21 protein-coding genes are annotated in these 20,771 nt (G+C 32.7%); 11 read left to right on the forward strand and 10 right to left on the reverse strand.

Going from position 1 to position 20,771, the window contains the following annotated elements; all coding sequences use genetic code 11:
• Nucleotides 1–2: 2 nt before the first annotated feature.
• The 7 genes from ACZ098_RS09200 (at nucleotide 3) to ACZ098_RS09230 (ending at nucleotide 4,283) form a co-directional block, all read left to right on the forward strand.
• Nucleotides 3–584 carry a cytochrome c oxidase subunit 3 gene (locus ACZ098_RS09200; protein WP_487311461.1) on the forward strand — a complete coding sequence of 194 codons (582 nt, stop codon included), beginning with the start codon at nucleotides 3–5 and terminating at the stop codon, nucleotides 582–584.
• A 42-nt stretch (nucleotides 585–626) separates the two neighbouring features.
• A complete protein-coding gene (locus ACZ098_RS09205) occupies nucleotides 627–1,658 on the forward strand; it encodes a cytochrome c oxidase subunit 3 (protein ID WP_487311462.1) in 1,032 nt (343 codons plus the stop codon).
• 19 nt (nucleotides 1,659–1,677) lie between these two features.
• Nucleotides 1,678–2,028: a cytochrome C oxidase subunit IV family protein gene (locus tag ACZ098_RS09210; protein ID WP_487311463.1), complete on the forward strand. Its 351-nt coding sequence runs from the start codon at nucleotides 1,678–1,680 to the stop codon at nucleotides 2,026–2,028.
• Nucleotides 2,029–2,106: 78 nt separating this feature from the next.
• The gene (locus ACZ098_RS09215) at nucleotides 2,107–2,763 is read left to right on the forward strand and encodes a hypothetical protein (RefSeq protein WP_487311464.1); all 657 of its coding nucleotides are present in this window, start codon (nucleotides 2,107–2,109) and stop codon (nucleotides 2,761–2,763) included.
• Nucleotides 2,764–2,768: 5 nt separating this feature from the next.
• A complete protein-coding gene (locus tag ACZ098_RS09220) occupies nucleotides 2,769–3,452 on the forward strand; it encodes an SCO family protein (protein ID WP_487311465.1) in 684 nt (227 codons plus the stop codon).
• The gene (locus ACZ098_RS09225) at nucleotides 3,452–3,994 is read left to right on the forward strand and encodes a DUF420 domain-containing protein (protein WP_487311466.1); all 543 of its coding nucleotides are present in this window, start codon (nucleotides 3,452–3,454) and stop codon (nucleotides 3,992–3,994) included. The genes ACZ098_RS09220 and ACZ098_RS09225 overlap by 1 nt, the downstream gene beginning before the upstream one ends.
• Entirely contained in the window at nucleotides 3,984–4,283 is a 300-nt protein-coding gene (locus tag ACZ098_RS09230) for a FeoB-associated Cys-rich membrane protein (protein WP_487311467.1), read from the forward strand. Before ACZ098_RS09225 ends, ACZ098_RS09230 begins: the two co-directional genes overlap by 11 nt.
• 25 nt (nucleotides 4,284–4,308) lie before the next feature.
• Here ACZ098_RS09230 and ACZ098_RS09235 read toward each other — a convergent pair whose 3' ends face one another.
• On the reverse strand, nucleotides 4,309–5,688 hold the full coding sequence (locus ACZ098_RS09235) for a DUF4403 family protein (protein WP_487311468.1): 1,380 nt from the start codon (nucleotides 5,686–5,688) through the stop codon (nucleotides 4,309–4,311).
• A 199-nt stretch (nucleotides 5,689–5,887) separates the two neighbouring features.
• On the opposite strand from ACZ098_RS09235, the gene ACZ098_RS09240 reads away from it, so the two are divergent.
• The 3 genes from ACZ098_RS09240 (at nucleotide 5,888) to tsaB (ending at nucleotide 9,517) form a co-directional block, all read left to right on the forward strand.
• Nucleotides 5,888–7,261, forward strand: a complete 1,374-nt coding sequence (locus ACZ098_RS09240) for a TolC family protein (protein WP_487311469.1) — start codon at nucleotides 5,888–5,890, stop codon at nucleotides 7,259–7,261.
• Between the two features lie 195 nt (nucleotides 7,262–7,456).
• Nucleotides 7,457–8,752: an efflux RND transporter periplasmic adaptor subunit gene (locus ACZ098_RS09245; protein WP_487311470.1), complete on the forward strand. Its 1,296-nt coding sequence runs from the start codon at nucleotides 7,457–7,459 to the stop codon at nucleotides 8,750–8,752.
• Between the two features lie 105 nt (nucleotides 8,753–8,857).
• Complete coding sequence (tsaB, locus tag ACZ098_RS09250; RefSeq protein ID WP_487311471.1) at nucleotides 8,858–9,517, forward strand: tRNA (adenosine(37)-N6)-threonylcarbamoyltransferase complex dimerization subunit type 1 TsaB; 660 nt, start codon at nucleotides 8,858–8,860, stop codon at nucleotides 9,515–9,517.
• Here the strand turns inward: tsaB and ACZ098_RS09255 are convergent, their stop codons facing one another.
• From ACZ098_RS09255 to ACZ098_RS09290, 8 genes are all read right to left on the reverse strand, one after another.
• Nucleotides 9,518–10,336, reverse strand: coding sequence for a mechanosensitive ion channel family protein (locus ACZ098_RS09255; RefSeq protein ID WP_487311472.1), 819 nt, complete (start codon nucleotides 10,334–10,336; stop codon nucleotides 9,518–9,520). It lies immediately after the preceding gene.
• Between the two features lie 82 nt (nucleotides 10,337–10,418).
• The gene (locus ACZ098_RS09260) at nucleotides 10,419–10,916 is read right to left on the reverse strand and encodes a YtxH domain-containing protein (protein WP_487311473.1); all 498 of its coding nucleotides are present in this window, start codon (nucleotides 10,914–10,916) and stop codon (nucleotides 10,419–10,421) included.
• Nucleotides 10,917–10,973: 57 nt separating this feature from the next.
• Entirely contained in the window at nucleotides 10,974–12,986 is a 2,013-nt protein-coding gene (locus tag ACZ098_RS09265) for a thioredoxin domain-containing protein (RefSeq protein ID WP_487311474.1), read from the reverse strand.
• 120 nt (nucleotides 12,987–13,106) lie between these two features.
• Complete coding sequence (locus ACZ098_RS09270) at nucleotides 13,107–13,469, reverse strand: nuclear transport factor 2 family protein (RefSeq protein WP_487311475.1); 363 nt, start codon at nucleotides 13,467–13,469, stop codon at nucleotides 13,107–13,109.
• Nucleotides 13,470–13,504: 35 nt separating this feature from the next.
• On the reverse strand, nucleotides 13,505–14,371 hold the full coding sequence (locus ACZ098_RS09275) for a pseudouridine synthase (protein WP_487311476.1): 867 nt from the start codon (nucleotides 14,369–14,371) through the stop codon (nucleotides 13,505–13,507).
• Nucleotides 14,372–14,513: 142 nt separating this feature from the next.
• Nucleotides 14,514–15,431: a geranylgeranylglycerol-phosphate geranylgeranyltransferase gene (locus ACZ098_RS09280; protein WP_487311477.1), complete on the reverse strand. Its 918-nt coding sequence runs from the start codon at nucleotides 15,429–15,431 to the stop codon at nucleotides 14,514–14,516.
• Between the two features lie 3 nt (nucleotides 15,432–15,434).
• Nucleotides 15,435–16,373: a mevalonate kinase family protein gene (locus tag ACZ098_RS09285; RefSeq protein ID WP_487311478.1), complete on the reverse strand. Its 939-nt coding sequence runs from the start codon at nucleotides 16,371–16,373 to the stop codon at nucleotides 15,435–15,437.
• Nucleotides 16,374–16,381: 8 nt separating this feature from the next.
• Nucleotides 16,382–17,470 (reverse strand): diphosphomevalonate decarboxylase, encoded by a 1,089-nt coding sequence (locus ACZ098_RS09290; RefSeq protein ID WP_487311479.1) that lies wholly within the window; start codon nucleotides 17,468–17,470, stop codon nucleotides 16,382–16,384.
• Nucleotides 17,471–17,553: 83 nt separating this feature from the next.
• Here ACZ098_RS09290 and ACZ098_RS09295 point away from each other — a divergent pair, with 83 nt between their 5' ends.
• Complete coding sequence (locus tag ACZ098_RS09295; protein ID WP_487311480.1) at nucleotides 17,554–18,030, forward strand: TspO/MBR family protein; 477 nt, start codon at nucleotides 17,554–17,556, stop codon at nucleotides 18,028–18,030.
• Between the two features lie 66 nt (nucleotides 18,031–18,096).
• Here ACZ098_RS09295 and ACZ098_RS09300 read toward each other — a convergent pair whose 3' ends face one another.
• Nucleotides 18,097–20,769, reverse strand: coding sequence for a DUF7619 domain-containing protein (locus ACZ098_RS09300; protein ID WP_487311481.1), 2,673 nt, complete (start codon nucleotides 20,767–20,769; stop codon nucleotides 18,097–18,099).
• Nucleotides 20,770–20,771: the final 2 nt, after the last annotated feature.

A 20,771-nucleotide genomic window follows, 5' to 3' on the forward strand; every position in this document is an offset into this window, starting at 1 on the left:
TTATGGCTATGACCGTTGAAGAAAATAAAAAAAGAACTGATCGTTCCTACAAGTTGTTGTTGCTTTTTGCAATGATCAGTATGACCATGATGTTTGCTGGATTGACAAGTGCCTTTGTGGTAAGTAAGTCTAGAACCGATTGGATGAAAGACTTTGTAATGCCATTACCGTTTTTTTATAGCTTGGCATCCATCGTTTTATGTAGTGTGACATTTCATTTGGCAAAAAAATCTATTGCTAAAGACGATAGGAAAGCTACCACCACATTTTTATTACTAACTTTGGCACTCGGAGTTGCATTTGTATTTTTACAATTTGAAGGATTTAATGCGCTTTTTGAAAAAGGCTTAGTGCCAGTTGGAGGAAGCGGCGCAATCACTATTTCGTTTTTGTATGTAGTTGTATTTGCGCATCTTTTACACCTTGCTGGAGGAATAATTTCATTACTAATCGTAATTTATAATCATTTTAAACAAAAGTACAATTCAAGTCAATTTCTTGGAATAGAGCTAGGTGCAATGTACTGGCACTTTCTAGATTTATTGTGGATTTATTTATTTTTGTTTTTATATTTCTTTAAATAAGAAAAAAACGTAAATTTGGGAACTTTTTAACTATTACTTTTTATGGGATCGACAGTTACAACTGCACAAACTGTAGGAAAAACTTGGGATGGCGGAAATGAGCCATTAGGAGCAAGTTATGGAAAATTAATGATGTGGTTTTTCATCGTTTCAGATGCATTAACCTTTTCAGGATTTTTAGCTGCTTACGGTTTTTCTAGATTTAAATTTATAGAAACTTGGCCGCTTGCTGATGAAGTGTTTACGCACTTTCCATTCATGCATGGAATACCTGCGCCAATGTACTATGTTGCTTTAATGACCTTTATTTTAATATTTTCTTCAGTAACAATGGTATTGGCTGTTGATGCTGGTCATCAAATGAAACAAGGTAAAGTAGCATTTTATATGTTCTTGACTATCATTGGAGGTTTTATTTTCGTAGGTTCACAAGCTTGGGAGTGGAAAAACTTTATCAAAGGTGAATATGGTGCAATTGAAACTAAAGGTGGAAGCATTTTGCAGTTTGTTAATTCAAAAGGTGAACGTGTAAAACTAGAAGAGTTTGCCGTAACATTACCAGAAGTGAGAGAACAACTTACGCCAGGAAAAGGAAATTGGTTTATGAGTGAAGGTTCTTTACCAACTTATTCTGTTGCTGAGGTGCAAGCTGGTTTCGCAGCAAACCCGGATTTACTTATCAGAACAGAAGTTATAAACGGACCTGAAACTATTAAAACAGCTACAGGTTTGAATGAAAATGCAGCATTGAACTCTGCCAAACATAAATTTATTCTTTCTCGTAAAGAATCTGAAAAAAGATTAGCCGATGCACATTTGGTTGTAGAAGGTGCTAATTTGCAAAGAAATGAGTACGGAAGCAAGTTGTTTGCTGACTTCTTTTTCTTTATTACAGGATTCCACGGTTTTCACGTATTTTCTGGTGTAATTATAAATATTATTATTTTCATCAACATTCTTTTAGGTACGTACCAAAAAAGAGGTTCGTACGAAATGGTTGAAAAAGTTGGACTTTACTGGCACTTTGTCGATTTAGTTTGGGTATTTGTATTTACATTCTTTTACTTAGTTTAATTTCTTAGAAATATATATTATGTCACACGAACACGTTTCTAATTTAAAACGAATTTGGTTTGTCTTCGGTTTACTTTCAGTAGTAACAATTATTGAAGTTGCTTTAGGTATTTACAAGCCAAACGTTCTTTTCATGACCGATTTTTTAGGCATGAATTTACTTAACTGGATTTTCATCATATTAACAGTTTTTAAAGCTTACTATATAGTTTGGGCTTTTATGCACATGGAAGGAGAAACTCCAGCTTTAAGATGGATGGTTGTTGCAACAGCAATATTTCTAATAATTTACTTAGTTTTTATCCTCTTAACTGAAGGACACTATATATTTGGGGTTTTTAAAAATTCTACAATAAAATGGAATTTTTAACACTATATTAATTCAATAAAAAGGTGCGCATTGCGTGCCTTTTTTTTATTTTTGTATTCTACTAATTTCATACTTATAATGAAAAAAAATATTGTTCTTTTTGTTTTGTTTATATTACCCATAGTTGCCTATCTATTTTTTGCTTCAGGAATAAATAGTTTTGCCAAACTGCCAGTAATTACTAAGTCAATTCCAGAAATTAGTTCTTGGGAAACAATTGATGGAAAACCATTTTCTTTAAATGATAAAATTACAATTTTAGGTTTTGCAGGCAACAATCCAATTGGCCGAAAAGGTAATTTTTTTAATCTTTATGAAAAGATTTATAAAAAAAACGAATCTTTCAAAGATTTTCAAATTGTGATACTACTTCCAAATGAAGCTAAAGAAGAAACTCTGAAAGTGTTAGTTGATTTGAAAAAATTAGGTTCCATTTCAGGATGGAAATTTGTGTTTGCTTCGCCAACAGAGATTACTAATTTTTATAACAAACTCAATTTGCAATCAAAATTAAATGAAGATTTAGGTACGCAAAATGTTTTTATTGTAGATAAAAAGCTAAATCTAAGAGGGCGAAAAGGAAAAAGTGTTAAAGGCGATGAAGAATATAAAGAAGGTTATAATACAACACTTGTATCGGAACTTCATAACGAAATGACCGATGATGTAAAAGTAATACTTGCTGAATATCGATTGGCTTTAAAACGCAATAAAAACGCTTCAAGAAAAATATAAATCTAATGAAAAATAAAGCTTACATAGGAATTTCTTTCATCATTTTAATTTTTGGAATTATTTTTATCCCTCGAATTATCAATAGAATTAAAGATGGTACAGTTGTTCAAAATGATAGAATGAGTAACGGTAATGAAAAGAAAAAAGATACTTCATTGGTAGTTATTGGCGCTGCTCCAAAATTTGATCTAATTGATCAAAACAATAAAAAGATAACTAATCAAGATTTCACCGGAAAAGTGTTTGTATTGGAGTTCTTCTTTTCAACGTGTCCTTCTATTTGTCCAATTATGAATAGAAACATGATGACTATTCAAAAAGAATTCGACAAGGATAAAAATTTCGCTATTGCATCAATTACAATAAATCCAGAAAATGATACGCCATCAGTTTTGAAAAAGCATGCGCAAGATCTTGGTATTACATCACCAAATTGGTATTTTTTGACCGGAGAAAAACAAACAATCTTAGACTTATCGTATAAAGGTTTTAATCTTTATGCCGCTGAAAATCCAAAAGTTAGTGGTGGTTTTGAGCACTCTGGAATGTTTGCGCTTATAGATAAGTTTGGAAATATTCGTTGTAGAAAAGATGAAAATAACAATCCTATTTTATATTATGATGGATTAGAAAAAACTGGAATACAAGCAATAACACAAGATATTAAAAAATTATTAGAAGAGAAATAATGGAAAATTCAGTAGTAGAAAACAAGTTCAAGACGCCAATTATTTTAGTGTCAATTATCATACCTATTGCAGTGGCAATTTTGTTTAGTGTGAAACTGAAAGATTTCGGAATTATTGTGGAACCTTTGTCGTTTTTACCACCAATTTATGCAGCTATTAATGGTTTAACAGCAATTTTATTAATTGCTGCAGTCATTTCAATTAAAAATGGAAATAGAGTGTTACATGAAAAACTAATGACCACAGCCATTGCTTGTTCGGTTGTGTTTTTAGTGATGTATGTTGCTTATCATTTAACTGCTGAATCAACTAAGTTTGGTGGCGAAGGAATGATTAGAACAGTATACTTTATAATTCTGATATCGCACATTGCACTTTCGGTAATTATAATTCCATTCGTACTTTTTACTTATGTTCGTGCTTTGTCAGGAAATTTTGAGCGGCACAAGAAATTGGCTCGAATCACTTTTCCTCTGTGGTTATACGTTGCAGTTACTGGTGTAATTGTTTACTTAATGATTTCTCCATATTATGTTAAGTAACCAACAAGTGAAAGAAGGTCAAACTAGCAGTAAAAAGATTTTCAATAACGGATTTAAAATAGTTTTTTCATTTTTGTTTTTCATCTGTTTCTCGCTTTCGAGTTATGCTCAATGCGCAATGTGTAGAGCATCGTTAGAAAGCGAAGGAAATTCAACAAAATTGGAGGCTGTTAACGACGGTATTGTTTATTTAATGTTTATACCCTATGTTTTGGTTGCAATCGTGGGTTATATTATTTACAGAATGTTTAGTAAGAAAAAAGAAGAAAGTTCGACACCTACTTCATAATTGTATACTGTAATTAATCTAATCATTATTCCATTCCATCAATTTTTACATTCACTTTACCATTAGTATTGATGAATGCAATAATGGCTTCGTTGGTTAATTCGACTTTTTCAAATTCAAAATCGGCTAGTGTTCCATTTACGAATACGCCTTTCATTGGCGAATAATTGCTAAGGTAAGGCAACATGTTTTTCTTAGCTTCGTCAAGATTTTCTTTGATTGAATACCTGCAATTGGCTTCAATTTTTTTAAGAATCGTTCCTTGTAAAAGCCAATTGGCGGTTTTAGTAAGTATGCCTTTTGTATTTAAAACATAATCCATTTGGTCAAAATAAATTTCTTTGGTAATGGTGTTGTAATTTGGGATTCCAGACAGATATATTGCACCGTTAAGACTTCCAGTCATGTCTAGTTCAATAATCATTCGACCATCTTTAGCCCAAACGGCAACTTTTTGAACTACTATTTTTCGACTTCCTGATGCAAATTCTTTTCCTTGAAAGTTTTTGGTAATTACGCGCGATGCACTTTCATAGGTAGATACTGCTGCTATTGTTGCCGTAGTTTTTTCTGGTATTTTAGTTACAGCTTTAAATGCAATTGCATCTTTATTGAAACTAGTTTTCGGTTGTTGTCCAACCATGGTTTGCATGCTGCATTTTAATCCTAAATCCATTGCAATTTTACTTTTTTGCAATACTGCATCGGTTACGTACATTTCTATTGGATTCAATTTAAACCACGTCTCATACTGTTCGCTAGTTTGAAATGGCGTACTCATATTTTCTAAAACATTAAGTACATACGGCTTAAAATCGCAAGATTTCTCTATTGCATTGTCAATTTTTTTAGCAATTTTTGATTTGAATATTGATAATGTTGGCGTAATTATATAGGTTATTGGAACTTTTTTACCAGCCACAAGAATGGTTGGGCTTTCACTCCATTCGAAATCTTCAATTTTAGAGGTCGTGTTCATTTTCCAATTGGAAAGTCGGGCATCACTTAACAAAGTTATAGTTCCGTTAAGTTCGATTTCTCGGGTATCGTTTAATCCCATAAATTCGGTTCCGTATTTAAATTTTGACCAAATTTTTAACGGAATGATGGATTGAATTTTACCGTCTTTTTCCGATATTTTAATTGGTGCAGTTTTCCAAATTTTCATTTCAGATTTGTCATCACTTAAATCATTATCTTCGTAAATTAAGCCAGAAAGCGATTTGTTCAACTGATTTTCAATTTCTTTCATTGTAATTTCCATTGGCATACTTACAAATGAAGTTGTAGTCTTGTAAACCATTGGAACATTCTTAGAAGGCTCGGGTTTTAGTGAAGCAATTTTATTTGAAGTAGAGCAGCTTACGATTACTGTAGAAATTAAGATGTAAAATATATTTTTCATTAGAAAATTAAAATGTAGTGAGTATTAAAGTAGCGAAGTTAATAGATTTTAATACTATTTAAATAATACTAATTTTTTTTAGTAGAATTTGTAACAAAAAAACCTTTTCAACGTCAGATAACAATTATAATAATTAAGTTGATTTCATTGTAAAACGTTTAAATTTGTATTGCATTGTATTCACTTTTGAATTCATACTATGAGAAATAATTTTAGAAAGTTAGGGATTGTTTTTTTACTCACCACTGCATTTTCATCTGTGGGACAAACTAAGAAATGGACACTTCAGGAGTGTGTAGAGTATGCTTTAAAAAACAATATATCGATACAGCAAACCGATTTAGATAATAAAACTGCTGCTGTTGAGAAGACCGCTGCAATAGGTGGGTTTCTTCCGAATGTAAATGCAAACGCTTCTCACTCTTGGAATATTGGTTTAAACCAAAATATTACAACTGGTTTATTAGAGAACCAAACCACACAGTTTACTTCTGCCGGATTGAACGCTAATGTTGCGATTTATAATGGTTTGCAAAATCAAAATAGATTGCGTCGTGCCAACCTTTCTATTCTTGCCGCACAGTTTCAGTTGAGCAAAATGAAAGATGATGTTTCGCTGAATGTTGCCAATGCTTTTTTACAAATATTATTTAATAAAGAAAATTTAAAAGTTCAAAAAGAGCTACTTGCAACTGATGAAAAGCAATACACAAGAACTAACGAACTTGTGAATGCTGGAGTTGTTGCTCGTGGAGATTTACTAGATGTGAACGCTACTGTTGCATCTGATAAACAAAAAGTAGTAGCAGCAGAGAATAGTTTGTTTCTATCTAAATTAAGTTTAGCGCAACTTTTACAATTGGAAGATTTTCAAAATTTTGACGTAGCCGAAACGGATTATGAAGCAACTGAAAGTGCGACAATGCTAGAAAAACCAGAAGCTATTATTGCTAAAGCTAAGCAAGAACGCGTTGAACTTAAAATCGCTAAAGCAAATTTAGATATAGCTCAAAAAGACATTTCTATTGCGAAAGGAGCTTACCAACCAAGTTTGTCTGGATTTTATAGTTTCAGTACAAGAGCAAGTAACTCTGATAGAATTTTAGGTGTTGATGGATCGGGACAACCTATTTTTGGCGGACCATCACCGTTATTTGATCAGTTTAGTAATAATAAAGGGCATAATTTTGGGGTGCAACTTAACATTCCAATCTTCAATGGTTTTACAACTAAAAACAATGTTGATCGTTCTAAGATTGCTTTTGAACGTTCAAAAATTGCATCAAAACAAGCGGAGTTGGATATTGAAAGAAATGTATTTACCGCAATTACCGATGCTAAAGGCGCTTTGAATGCCTATGAAGCCGCAATGACTGCATTAGAAGCTAGGAAAGAAGCGTTGAATTATGCTAAAGAAAAATATGCTGTAGGATTGATGAACAGTTTTGATTTCAACCAAGCGCAAACATTGTACGCTAATGCACAATCAGAAGTATTACGAACTAAATACGATTCTATTTTTAAGGTAAAGGTAGTAGAGTTTTATTTCGGAATTCCAATTATTACTAATTAATCAACGTCATGTTTTCAAAGAATAGTGTTTTTTTAGATTGCGTTAAAAGTTTTGCGGTAGGATCTTTAATAGGACTAATAATAATACAATTGAAGGAATAAACTCATTAATTCCTGTATTCGTATGTGGTTTTATTACAATGAGTATTTATATAAAAATAAAATAGAAAAAGAGTTAAAAATAAATTTCAACATCATGTCAAAAAAAGTCAAAATAATTTTAGGAGTACTTTTAGGATTAATAATTCTGCTAGTAGTATTGTCAAAAACTGGAGCGTTTGGTGATAGAGACAATTCTGTCGAAGTAGAAACTGCTAAAGTAAATGAAATAACCATTGTTGAAACCGTGTCGGCAACTGGAAAAATTCAACCTGAAATTGAAGTTAAAATATCATCAGAAGTTTCTGGAGAAATAATAGAATTGCCAGTAAAAGAAGGTCAAGTGGTTAAAAAAGGTGATTTATTGGTAAAGATTAATCCCGATTTATATACCTCAGGTTTGGATCGTTCGGTTTCTAATTATTCGGGAACCAAAGCTGGTTTAAGCCAAGCGGATGCTTCGTTTAAAGAAGCGCAATCCAATTATAATAGAAACAAAACCTTGTATGAAAAAGGAATCATTTCAAGATCGGACTGGGACAAAGCCATAGCTTCTTTTGAAGTAGCCAAAGCTAGCAAGCAATCGGCTTATTATAATGTACAAAGTGCGTCAGCAACTGTTAAAGAAGCTAAAGATAACCTTGGTAGAACTACAATTTATGCGCCTTCTAACGGTACGGTTTCAATGTTGAATGTTGAACTTGGCGAGCGTGTTTTAGGTACACAACAAATGACTGGAACAGAAATTTTAAGAGTTGCCAACCTTAATAACATGGAAGTTGAAGTCGATGTAAATGAAAATGATATCGTTAAAATAAATATTGGCGACAGCACGAACATCCAAGTTGATGCGTATTTGAAAAAAGTTTTTAAAGGTATTGTAACTAGTATTTCTAATTCTGCAAGTACAACAACCACAGCCGATCAGGTAACTAATTTTAAAGTAAAAGTAAGAATTTTGAAAGAGTCTTACCAAGATTTAACCGAAGGAAAACCAGAAACATATTCTCCGTTTAGACCAGGAATGACAGCTACTGTAGACATTATTACTAAAAGAAAAGAGAAGGTTATTGGTGTTCCAATTAGTTCGGTAGTTGTAAAATCTGATACAACTGCAACAAGTAAAGTTGCAGTACAAGAAGAAAATGCGGATAACAAGGTGAAACCAAAATCGGATAAAAAACTAGAATGTGTATTTGTAAAAGTTGGTGATAAAGCTAAAATTAGAATTGTTAAAACCGGTATACAAGACGATACTAATATTGAAATACTATCTGGTTTAAATAAAGGTGATGAAGTAATTATTGGACCGTATGTAACCGTATCAAAGGAGCTTAATTCTGGCGATAAAGTCAAACTTGCGGTGAAGAATGGCACTGAAAAAAAGAAGTAAAATAGAATTAATTTATTTTGAAAACGGTTGCGTTTATTCGTAACCGTTTTTTATTTTTATAACTTTGTACTACTGTAAATTTATTGAATCTTTAAAAATTATATTTTGTCCTACATTTTAAATATCGAGACCGCAACCAAAAACTGTTCAGTTGCTTTAGCTAAAGATGGTGCTACTATTTTGTGTAAAGAAGTTTCAGAGCTGGGTTATTCGCATGCCGAAAAACTTCACGTTTTTATTGAAGAAATTATAACAGAAGCTGGCATTTCATTAAACGATTTAGTTGCAATTGCAGTCAGTTCTGGACCAGGTTCTTATACTGGTTTGCGTATTGGAGTTTCTGCAGCTAAAGGCTTGAGTTTTGCTTTAACTATTCCATTAATTTCAGTGGATACTTTAACCTCATTAGCCAATCAAGTAACCCATACTGACGGATTAATTATTCCGTTACTTGACGCAAGGAGAATGGAAGTTTACAGTGCTATTTTTAATTCTGATAAAGAAATGGTTAGAAAAGTAGAAGCCGAAATTTTAACTGAAAATTCGTTTGAAACCCTTGCTGATAAAATATACTTTGTTGGTGATGCAACAGAAAAAGCGAAAACAGTGTTAACAAATTCAAACTATATTTTTCTAGATGAAATTGTTTTTCCATCTGCTAAGGATATGAGTTTAATTTCGTACAATAAGTTTACTACGAATCAAGTAGAAGACGTTGCCTATTTTGAGCCTTACTATTTAAAAGATTTTATGTTTGCTAAGTAGTTATTTTTCTAAATTAAATGGCTGAATCACTATTCCTTTTTCATCAAAAGTACGCTTGCAATTTTCCAAAATGTCAGAAGTAACTTTAGCATAATCTTCGTTTTTTGCCCAAGCATTTACTGCTAATCGTATAGCATTATCACTCAATTCTCGAACAGAAACAGACGCTTCTGGATGTTTTAAGATTTTAGCATGCGAATTCATGACATCTTCAATGATACTCTTAGCTTCTTTAATATTAGTATCATACGAAAGTGAAATTATCAAATCGGTTCTTCGATTTTCATGTTTTGAAAAGTTGACAATTGTTCCGTTAGATAAGGCGCCGTTAGGTACAAAAATGGCTTGGTTGTTTCCAGAAATTAATTGCGTTACAAATATTTGAATGTCTACTACTTCTCCTGTAACACCTTGAGCGGTAATGGTGTCGCCAAGTTTGAATGGTTTGAACAAAATGATAAGCATTCCGCCGGCAAAATTAGACAATGAACCTTGCAGTGATAAGCCTACAGCCAAACCAGCTGCACCAAGTATAGCCACAAATGATGACGATTCGACACCAAGTTTAGTAATTACAGCAATAAAAAGTACTATTCGTAAACCCCAAAAAATAATATCAGATAAAAATTCTATTAATGTCGGTTCGATATCGCGTTGAACCATAATTTTTCGAGCCAAATTATTAATCAACTTAATTACCCAAACACCTACTATTAAGAGTAAAATAGCTGCAATTAATCGAGGTGTATATTCGATAATAATAGTAATAAACGAATCTTTATATTTGGTTAGAAGGTCAATTTCGACAAATAATTGCATAGTTTTTTTAATAAAAAATCACGCACAAGGCGTGATTTGATTTGTGATGCAAAAATAGAAAAATATTTTTGTAATAAAAAAATTAGTCGGCTGCTTCTTCGACTCTGTCTGTAGCTTCGTCAACTTTTTTCTCAACCTCTGCAATTTTTTCTTCGGCAGCATCTTCTACTTTTTCAGCAGTTGCAACTACAGATTCTTTTACTTCTTCCGTTTTATCAACAACAGTTTCTTTGATGTCGGCTGCTTTTTCTTCGGTTGTTTCTGTAAACGAGTTTACTTTTTCCTTTACACTTGCTACTGCATTTTCTGCAAATTCTTCCGCTTTATCGGCAAATTCACCTGCTTTTTCTTTAACAGTTTCAACTACATTTTCGATAGTTTCTTTTGCAGCAGGAATATGTTCGCTTACTTTATCTTTAGCTTGATCAACAAAGTCTTCAACCTTATCTACATAAGGTTCGGCTGCTACTTTTGCTTTTTCAATTGATTCTTCTGCAAAATCTTCAACTTTATCTGCTACAGTATTTATATTTTCTTTAGCAGAACCAAATAGGTTTTTAAAAAAACTTCCTAATCCCATAATGTTTTTATTTTTAGTGGTTAAGCTACAATATTACGAATTTTTGAATGAGTAATGTTAAATTGAGGTTATAATTTCTTCAAAATCACCAGTTGGTAACTCACACGTTCGGTTTTTGCATAAGTAAAATAACGTCTCTTTTTGTTGGTATCTATTTTTCAAAAAAGGTAAGTTAGACATCTTATTTGTTCCTGCGACAAGAACATTTGGTATGTATATTGAATTAAGTTTTTTACTATGTTCCAAGGCATCTTCACCGCATACAGCAAGTTGTTTACTGTCGTCAGAAAAATGCAGTAAAACACTAAGCCAGTTTGAAAACGCCGAAGGATAATCGATGTTTTCTAGTAAATGATGCAGCATTTTTTCGACTAGTTCTTCGTAATGTGAGTTTTCAAAATAATGACTTAAAATCACAAGGTTGTTCGCCATAACCGAGTTAGACGCCGGAATTACATTGTCTTCAATTTCGTAATGCGTGGTGATTAAGGCATCGTCTTGGATTGAAGTAAATCTGAAAAACTGTTTGTGCTCATCATAAAAATTATCCAAGCAATAATCGGTTAATTGTTTTGAAATGGATAACCAATTTTCATTTAAAGTTATTTGATACAGTCCTATAAAAGCATCAATTACAAAGCAATAATCTTCTAAATATCCATTTATTGAAGTTGTTCCGTTCTTGTAATTATGGAATAAATTTCCTTCGGGTGCTAAAAATTTAGCTTCAATAAACGCTGCGTTTTTTAGTGCGATTTCTAGGTACTTCTCATCTTGAAGTGCTTTATAAGCTTCGACATAACCTTTTAACATTATGGCGTTCCAAGAGCAAAGACACTTATCATCTAGTCGTGGCTTGCTTCTTTTTTCTCTTTCTTTGTAAAGTAGTTTTTCCCAGTAAATTTTCTTATCATGTAATTCTTTTTCAGTGATGAAATTTTGTAATGCGATGTCATACAAGGATGCATTTTGTATCAGAACATAATTGTCCTTTTCCCAAAAACCAAAGTCATTAATATTGAAAACCTTAGAAAACAGCTCAAAATCATCTTTAATAATATCTTGTAATTCTTTTTTGGTCCAAACATAAAAAGCGCCTTCTTCTAAATGATTTTCAGCGTTTAAACTATCGGCATCTAATGCAGAATAAAATCCAAATTCAGCGGTTAGAAATTCTTTTTCAACAAAGGAAAGTGTTTTTTGAATTACTTCTTTGTACAATGGATTTTGAGTCAATTTGAAAGCATTGGCATATAAACTTACCAATTGTCCATTGTCATATAGCATTTTTTCGAAATGAGGAACGTGCCACTTTACATCTACCGAATAGCGAGAAAATCCACCATCAACAGTATCAAATAACCCGCCATAAGCCATATTAGTTAGAGTTAGATTTACAAATTGAAGTAATTCTTTATTTTGTGTTTTATAGCCAAATTGCAACAAGAAATCGTAGTTGGATGGCATCATGAATTTTGGTGCTCGTGCCATACCACCATATTCCCAGTCGAAACTGCGTTGCCATTTTTGAGATAGTAGCTCAAGGTAATCGAAATTGATTTCGGCAATAGGTTTCGGGTTTTGAATAACGCTGATAGATTGTAATCCTTCGTGTAGTTTTTCGGAATAATCTACTAGTTTTTCTGGATTTGAAATGTATATTTCTTGAAGTTGTTCTAGTGTGTTAATCCATTCATTTTTTCTGAAATAAGTTCCACCCCAAACTGGCTTTCCGTTGGGAAGACATACCACATTCATTGGCCAACCGCCTTGAGATGTCATGATCTGTACTGCTTTCATATAAACGGCATCAATATCTGGTCGTTCTTCGCGATCTACTTTTATATTGATGTAGCTTTTATTCATGATTTCTGCTACTTGTTCGTCTTCAAAACTTTCGTGTTCCATAACATGACACCAGTGACAAGCAGAATATCCTACTGATACGATGATGAGTTTGTTTTGCTCCTGTGCTGTGGTTAATGATTTTTTGTTCCAAGCTTTCCAGTGTACTGGGTTGTTAGCGTGTTGTAATAAATAGGGACTTGTTTCTTGGTTTAGCTCGTTCATTTTGATGGTTTAGCCCAGATGATTGTAAAAATGATTGTAACGTACAGCTGGAAATTGCTTTTGTAAATATAAAAAAAGTGCTTCAAGAATGAAACGCTTTGATGCTTTTATTGGTTTTATTTATCCGTGGTATACTCGTGATGCAATAATTTTCCCTTCTTTTATATCGAGAACTTCGGCTACTTGCATGGTGTTTTCGCCTTGAACGGTTCTTAGGTATTCCATAAATACGCGATCAGAATCGGCAGTCAATGAAGTTACTTTATAGTGTAATGTTGGTAACTTTTCGAATGCTTCTTTCCACCAATTGTGTAGTTCGGCTTTGCCAGTAACCAATCCGTTAGTTTCAGGATGATGTACTTTTAACTTTGGACTGTAATGCTCGGCTTCATCGTCGTACAATGATAGTAATTTATCTAAATTATGGGTATTGAACGCTTCAAACCAAGAATGTGCAATGGATAAATTTTGTTGACTTGTCATATATTATTTTGGAAAAACCTAATTAGAACTTGGTTTTAGCAATTTTTTAGATTTATAATTTCTTGTTCGGTTAATGGGCGATAAATTCCTCTTGGCAAATTCTTTTTGGTTAAACCTACAAAGGCAACTCGGTCAACTTTGATCACAGTATATCCAACCGATTCAAAAATTGCGCGAACTACTTTTACGTTAGGTGTTCTTAGTTTTATTCCGATTTCGGTTTTTGGCTCGTTTTCGATGTAACTAATTTCATCAACAAATAGGCGGTGACCGTCAAGTGTTACTCCTGAACTGATTTTTTCTAAATCTTCAAATTTCAGATTTTTATCTAATGTTACTTGGTAAATTTTAGTTGATTTTTGATTTGGCAATCCAAATTTTCTAATCATATCGGTGTCATTTGTAAAAACCAACAATCCGGTTGTGTTTTTATCCATTCTTCCGATTGGTTCCATAAACGATTTGGAAGCACCTTTCATTAGTTCTTGCACATTTCTGTGTTCAACTTCTTCGTTGGATGTAGTAAAGTTCTTAGGCTTGTTTAATACAAAATATTCTTTCTTTTCAGGTGTTATTAAAGCTCCGTCAAAATTTACAATTTCTCCCGGTTTTACTTTATAACCCATTTCAGTTACTACAACTCCATTAACCTTTACGTTTCCAGATTGTATGTAAATATCGGCATCACGACGCGAACACATTCCAGAGTTGGCAATGTATTTATTTAAACGAATATCGTCAGATTTTAAAGGTTTTGGTGTGTTTGGAGATTCTTTTTTTACAACAGGTTTTCTGTTTTGGGAACGTTTAGCCATTGCAGGTTTAGGTGTTGAAGAAGATTTTTTTCTGTCGCCACTTGGTTTGCTTGAACCGCCACGTTTATTGTTGTTTGGTGTACTCATTATTATTCTTAATTTTTGCAAAGATACTCAATTTATTGGTCTTTTATGGAATTGATTTATTTGCTTTTGAAGCATAACAAACTGATACTCATTTTTAAAGAATATAAAATTGCTACTGGATTGATTTTGAAATTATGTTTTTTTATATTTTGAGTAAATTTCTTCCATGTATTAAAACTTCTGGATCGATAAGAACGATACAAAATACACCCGAAACTATAAGAAATTTTAAAATGTTGTGAAGCCTTAGATAATCAGTTTTCGTAAAGGATTTCCAAAGATAAATTAGAAAAAATATCAAAATGATCAAGCTAATGTAAAAATATACATCCATATAACCTACATCATATACTTCTACAAGAAAATATACGGGTAGAATGGTGATAATGGTTAGTAAAGAGATTGTTTTTTTAGCAAAAACTTCTCCATATTTGACTGGAATTGTTTGATAATCGTTGGCAATATCACCTTTTATATTTTCTAAATCTTTTATTATTTCTCGTATTAAAATCAACAGAAATAAAAACGTTGCATGAGCAAATATTTGTGGATACAGATTTTTGTAATATAACAATATGGCAAAGAAAGGTAAAACGGCTAGGAGTGAAGCGGTTAAATTACCAATAATTGGGTATTTTTTTAATTTGTGTGAATAAAACCAAATCAAAAATATATAAACTGAGAAAAACAACACTGCTCTAAAAGACACCAAAAGTGCTAACAAAGCGACAACAAAATTAACGGTAAAATAAACTTGAAGTTTAGTTCGCTGGCTGACCAATCGATCGAGTTGTGACTTGCTTGGACGATTGATTATGTCTTTTTTACTGTCGTAAAAATTATTGATGATGTATCCCGAAGCAATAGTTAGCCCAGATGCAATTACAATAATAAAGAGGTTAAAGTCTAATAAAACAGACAACGCTCTTTTCTCGGGCGCCATTATAAAAATTGCTGACAAGTATTGCGCCAAGACAATAATAGGAATGTTATAACCGCGAACCACAGAAAACATACTGACGATTTTCAGTAGCGTGATTTTGGTTTTTCTGCTCAGCATGGTTTAGAAATTATAAACCACTTCTAGCTTATAGTCTTTTAATGATTTTTTTGCTTTTTCTAAATCTTCTGTGAAACCTAAAATATATCCGCCACCACCAGAGCCACAAAGTTTTAAGTAGTAGTCGTTGGTGTCAATTCCTTTTTGCCAAATTCCGTGAAATTGTTCGGGAATCATAGGCTTAAAGTTATTCAATACTACTTTAGAAAGCTTTTTAGTATTTGTAAATAACGATTTCATATCGCCACCAAGAAAATTTTCTACACAAGCATCGGTATATTTTACAAACTGATTTTTAAGCATGGTACGGAAACCCTGATCTTTCAGATTCTCCATAAAAATGTTAACCATTGGAGCAGTTTCCCCAACAATTCCTGAGTCTAACAGAAATACAGCACCTTTACCATTGGTGCTTTGTGTAGGAATTCCAGTTGCTTCAATGTTATCTTTAGAATTTATTAAAATTGGAATGCTTAAGTAGCTGTTTAATGGATCAAGACCAGAACTTTTTCCGTGGAAAAACGATTCCATTTGTGAGAAAATATTTTTTAATTCTAATAATTTTTCTCTAGTTAAGTTTTCTAAAACGGTGATTTTATTATCGGCGTATTTGTCATAAATCGCAGCAACCAATGCGCCACTACTTCCAACGCCATAACCTTGTGGAATACTAGAGTCAAAGTACATTCCGCGTTCAACATCAGTTTTTAGAACTTCTAAATTGAAAGTTACTAGTTCGGGTTGCTCGCTTTGCAAATTTTCTAAATAGGTTACAAATTTGCGTAAACTTGAATTAGATTTTACAGCTTCGGCAGATGGATTTTCATCAACTTTCAATGCGCCGTTATAAAAATTATAAGGAATTGATAAACCCTTTGAATCTTTGATGATTCCGTATTCTCCAAAGAGAAGTATTTTTGAGTAAAATAATGGTCCTTTCATATTTTTATTTAATCGATTATAGATTGACTTCCAAATCCAATTTCATCACAAATATACTGACCATTTTGACAATAGCCAACTAATTCGTCCTTAATAAATTGCAAAGTTTCGACTCTAACGTTTTCGGGATACAAAACATGCACATTTGCTCCAGCATCGAGAGTAAAACAAACCGGAATTTTAGTTTCGTTTCTAAATTTCCAAATTTTATTGATAATTTCCAATGTGTTGGGTTTCATTAGAATAAAATAAGGCATGGAAGTCATCATCATGGCATGTAAAGTCAACGCTTCACTTTCTACAATTTTGATAAATTCTTCTAAATCTCCTTTCCCAAAAACGGATTTTATAGCGGATAAATTGTGATGCGCTTGTAAAAATCGTTGTTCGGCAAATGGATGATTGTGCATCAAATCATGTCCGACGGTGCTCGAAACTTGTTTTTCGCCTTTATCTACTAGTAAAATAGTATCTTGATAGTTGTTAAAAATTGGATGAACTTGTGATGAAAATGGAACTCCAAATAAATCAGAACTAGTATTTATGTCGGCATGTTTGCCCCAAACCACTAGGTTACCTTTTACACTTCTGCACGCACTTCCAGAACCCAATCGGGCTAAAAATGATGCTTTTTGATAGAAATAAGCATCAGTCATTTCTGGATTTAAAAGTTTTTCCAAACTCATAATATTCATTGCCAAAGCTGCCATTCCTGATGCTGAAGACGCAATTCCGGAGCTGTGAGGAAACGTATTCTGAGTATCAATTGTGAAATGAAATTCTTTTAGATACGAACAATAAACTTCAATTCGCTCAAAGAATTTTTGAATTTTTGGTTTGAAATCTTCTTTCGGTTTTCCTTCAAATGATAAATCGAAAGAAAAATCTTCATTATTATCCGATTTAGAGAAACTAAGTTTTGTGATTGTTTTACAGGCATTTAATGTAAAACTTATAGATGGATTTGCAGGAATTTGATTGTCTTTCTTACCCCAATATTTTACAAGTGCGATATTACTTGGTGCACTCCATTGAAAGCTTCCGTTGTGTACAGATGCTGTAGCTTCATTAAAAATAAAATCCTTTTCGGAAATCATACAGTATAATTTTATACAAAGATACTAATTTAAAAAAGCAACTTCGTTTTTTGTTTACTATATTTGTATAAAATATAAACAAGATGCAAAAAATAGTTCGAATTGCTTTAGTAGTTTCAACGTGTTTACTAGTTGGTTTTTTATCTTCGATGGTAACTCGTGAAAGTATTACTACTTGGTATCCAACGATAAACAAACCAGTTTTTAATCCGCCAAATTGGATTTTTGCTCCAGTTTGGACTTCAATTTACATTATGATTGGTGTTGCTGGTGGAATGGTTTGGAATAAACTGGAAAGTAACGAGAAAGCGGTTAAGAAGGCTTTTGGTTTTTTTGTTATTCAATTAGGTTTGAATGCGTTATGGTCGTATTTATTTTTTGGTTTGCACAATCCGCTTTTGGCTTTAATCGAAATTGTGTTGCTGTGGTTGATGATTTTTGAAACCTATAATCAGTTTAAAAGAATTGATACAATTGCGGGTTATTTATTCATTCCCTATATCGCTTGGGTTAGTTTTGCAACTATTTTAAATGCCAGTATTTGGTGGTTGAATAGATAAAAAAGCTTCATTAAATACAAATCCCGACTTTACAATAGGGATTTTTTTATGCTTTGTACTAAAATTTTATTTTAATATTAGTTTTTTGAGTTGTGTCAAATCATTGCTTGTAGTAACTTCGACCATATAAATTCCTGAAGAAAGCTCAGAAACATCGAAGTTGATTTGATTTGAATTTACACTTGCTACTTTTTTCACCACTTTTCCTAAAATGTCATAAACCATGATAGTAGTAATGGTTTCAGAATTATTTTTCAAATTAATTTGAACTAAACCATTTGTTGGATTAGGGTAAATAATGAAATCACCAGAATCAAAATCTGAATTATTTAATGAATTTACAAATTCGGTGTTGAAAATTCCTGTGTAAATGGGTGGATTGTAATCAAAATAAATATTGGCTGCGTTAGGAATTATAGTTCCTACCGAGTAACCAGCATTTGGTTTTACTTTAAACTGAACAAAACCTTGACTTAAAACAGGATTTGTTACAGTAGGAGGTAGGTTTATTGAATAAAAATTCCAAATTAATTTGTTATTGACTCTTTTAAAATTATACGAATGACTTGCATTCATTACTTCAACAGTTGTTGCGTTGAGTAAGGAATTCAATTCGTCTTCAATTCTGATGAACGAGGCATTTGCTGTTCCTGTATTTTCGAAACGTATGGTGTATACAAGATAATCATTAGATGAAAAATTAGTATTAACTATTTTACCTCCATGGGCTTCCATTTTATCATTAGGATCATACGAACCAATAACAATTTGTGATAAGGTAGCTGAATTATTAGCTGGAATTGCATCACCAATTAGTGGTATAATAGAGGCTGAATTGGTTAAAGTAGTTCCCAAATTGATTGTCGGTATCGTTGGAGCTTGCAATGTTACGGTAATTAATCGTGATTCGTTTGGAGCTAAATTGGTAAAATTATAAGTAAATCCTGATGGAACCGATGTAATTCCTGTCTGCGAGACACTGCCAATAGAAACTAAAGCATCTTTGGTAAATGTTATAGTTCCAGAAGGGATGTTTAGTGTGCCTTTGTTTTTGTAAATCAAGGTGTTGTTATATAAAAATCCAGGTTGTGGATTTCCATTAGGTATGATTTGAATTTCTAAATCATTATAAGGTTGCAACTGTGTCACGGGAAAATAATAGGTAGTATTTCCACTTCCAGTTGGAACAAAAATGTTAGTGTAGATAGTTGAATTGCTATAGTAGTTAGTTAAATTGGCATTAATCTGAAAGTTTAAATTGTAACTGTTAGCAGGATTGCTTTCCAATATTGTATACGCATTAGTATTTGAACTAGCATAAATTGGCGAACCTGAATTTACTTGATAGACAAATGTTCCGTTATTAAAAATCGGTTCAGTCGATTCTTTAGTTCCGTTGGTGTTTAAATCTATGAAGGCAACCAATGAAAGGCTTTCTGGACATTGTCCGTTATTTTCGCAATTGTACATACAAAAACTTACTGGCTGCGACCATTCTGAAATAAAATCAGGTCCGAATGTGCAAATTGTTCGAATGTAGGCTGAATAACATGCATCAGGAATCAATCCCGTAATTGTGAATGGATTCGAAGTTGTAATAATTCCACTAGATGCATTGGGCGTTGGTGCCGGTGATCCAAATGGAAGTACTAAGATTTCCCACGATGTTGAGTTGTATTGATTTGGCCAAGATAGTACTATTGAAGAATTAGTGATGTTTGTCGTATTGATTGTCGTTGGTGGTGAACAACCATCTGGTAAATCGCAACTTACATTGGCAATCCATCCTGATAGATTATTAGCACTATCACTTCTAAATCTAAAAGTTAAACAACCATCTGGTGAAGATGAAGTAAATGGTCCAGGAATTGTAGTTCCCCAAAAACCGCCAGCTAATCCGCCAGGAACATTTCCAGCGGTATTTGCGCTTGCAATTTGCGGTGACGCAATCGAAGTTCCATTAAAAACATACAGAGCATCATTAAAATTCTCAATATTGAAAGCGGAGAATGTTACGGTTACTATTTGACCTGGAATAGTTGGGCAAATTGTGGTCGTAGTGTCTAAGTTATTCGAATAATTAGAATTTGATCCACCATTATCTAGAAAAAGACCACCACACACAGGTTGTGTGTTACAATTTGGAACGATTATAAGTGTTACTGTACTTGTATCATTGTTACATGGTGCAATTCCTGTAATTGTATAAATAAATGTAGAAGAGGTTGTACCTGTAGCGGGTGTAAAACTACCGTTAATTGAGTTAAAAGTTCCACCTGTACCAGAAACTCGGGTCCAAGTTCCACCGGGTTGCTCTCCGTTTATTAAGTCAAATAAATTAATAGCTGTTGTATTTAAATCACAAATAGTTGTTGTGCCGTCGACTCCTGCATAAGATCCAGCAAGTACAAAGAACGATGCAATTTCAATGTTTGAAGTTATTGTATTGGTGACTGAAACATATATTTGTTGTGTATAAGGTGTAGTATTTATCCAAGAACTTTCATTAATTATTTGGTTTGTTCCATTTACAGCATCAATTAATGAATTATGAAAGCGTACAACATGTGTTGAAGGATTCAAGTTACCTAAAATCTCAGGTGTTTTAGTACTTAAGTTAAAAGCTTCGTAGCCATCTCCATTTAAATCGCAAACCTTATAATTTGAAACTTGATTGATAATCTGTGAAAAACATAAGGACATGCTGAAAAAGCAACAAAATAGTAAAATTTTTTTCATAA

It is taken from the genome of Flavobacterium sp. SP2 (assembly GCF_057626655.1).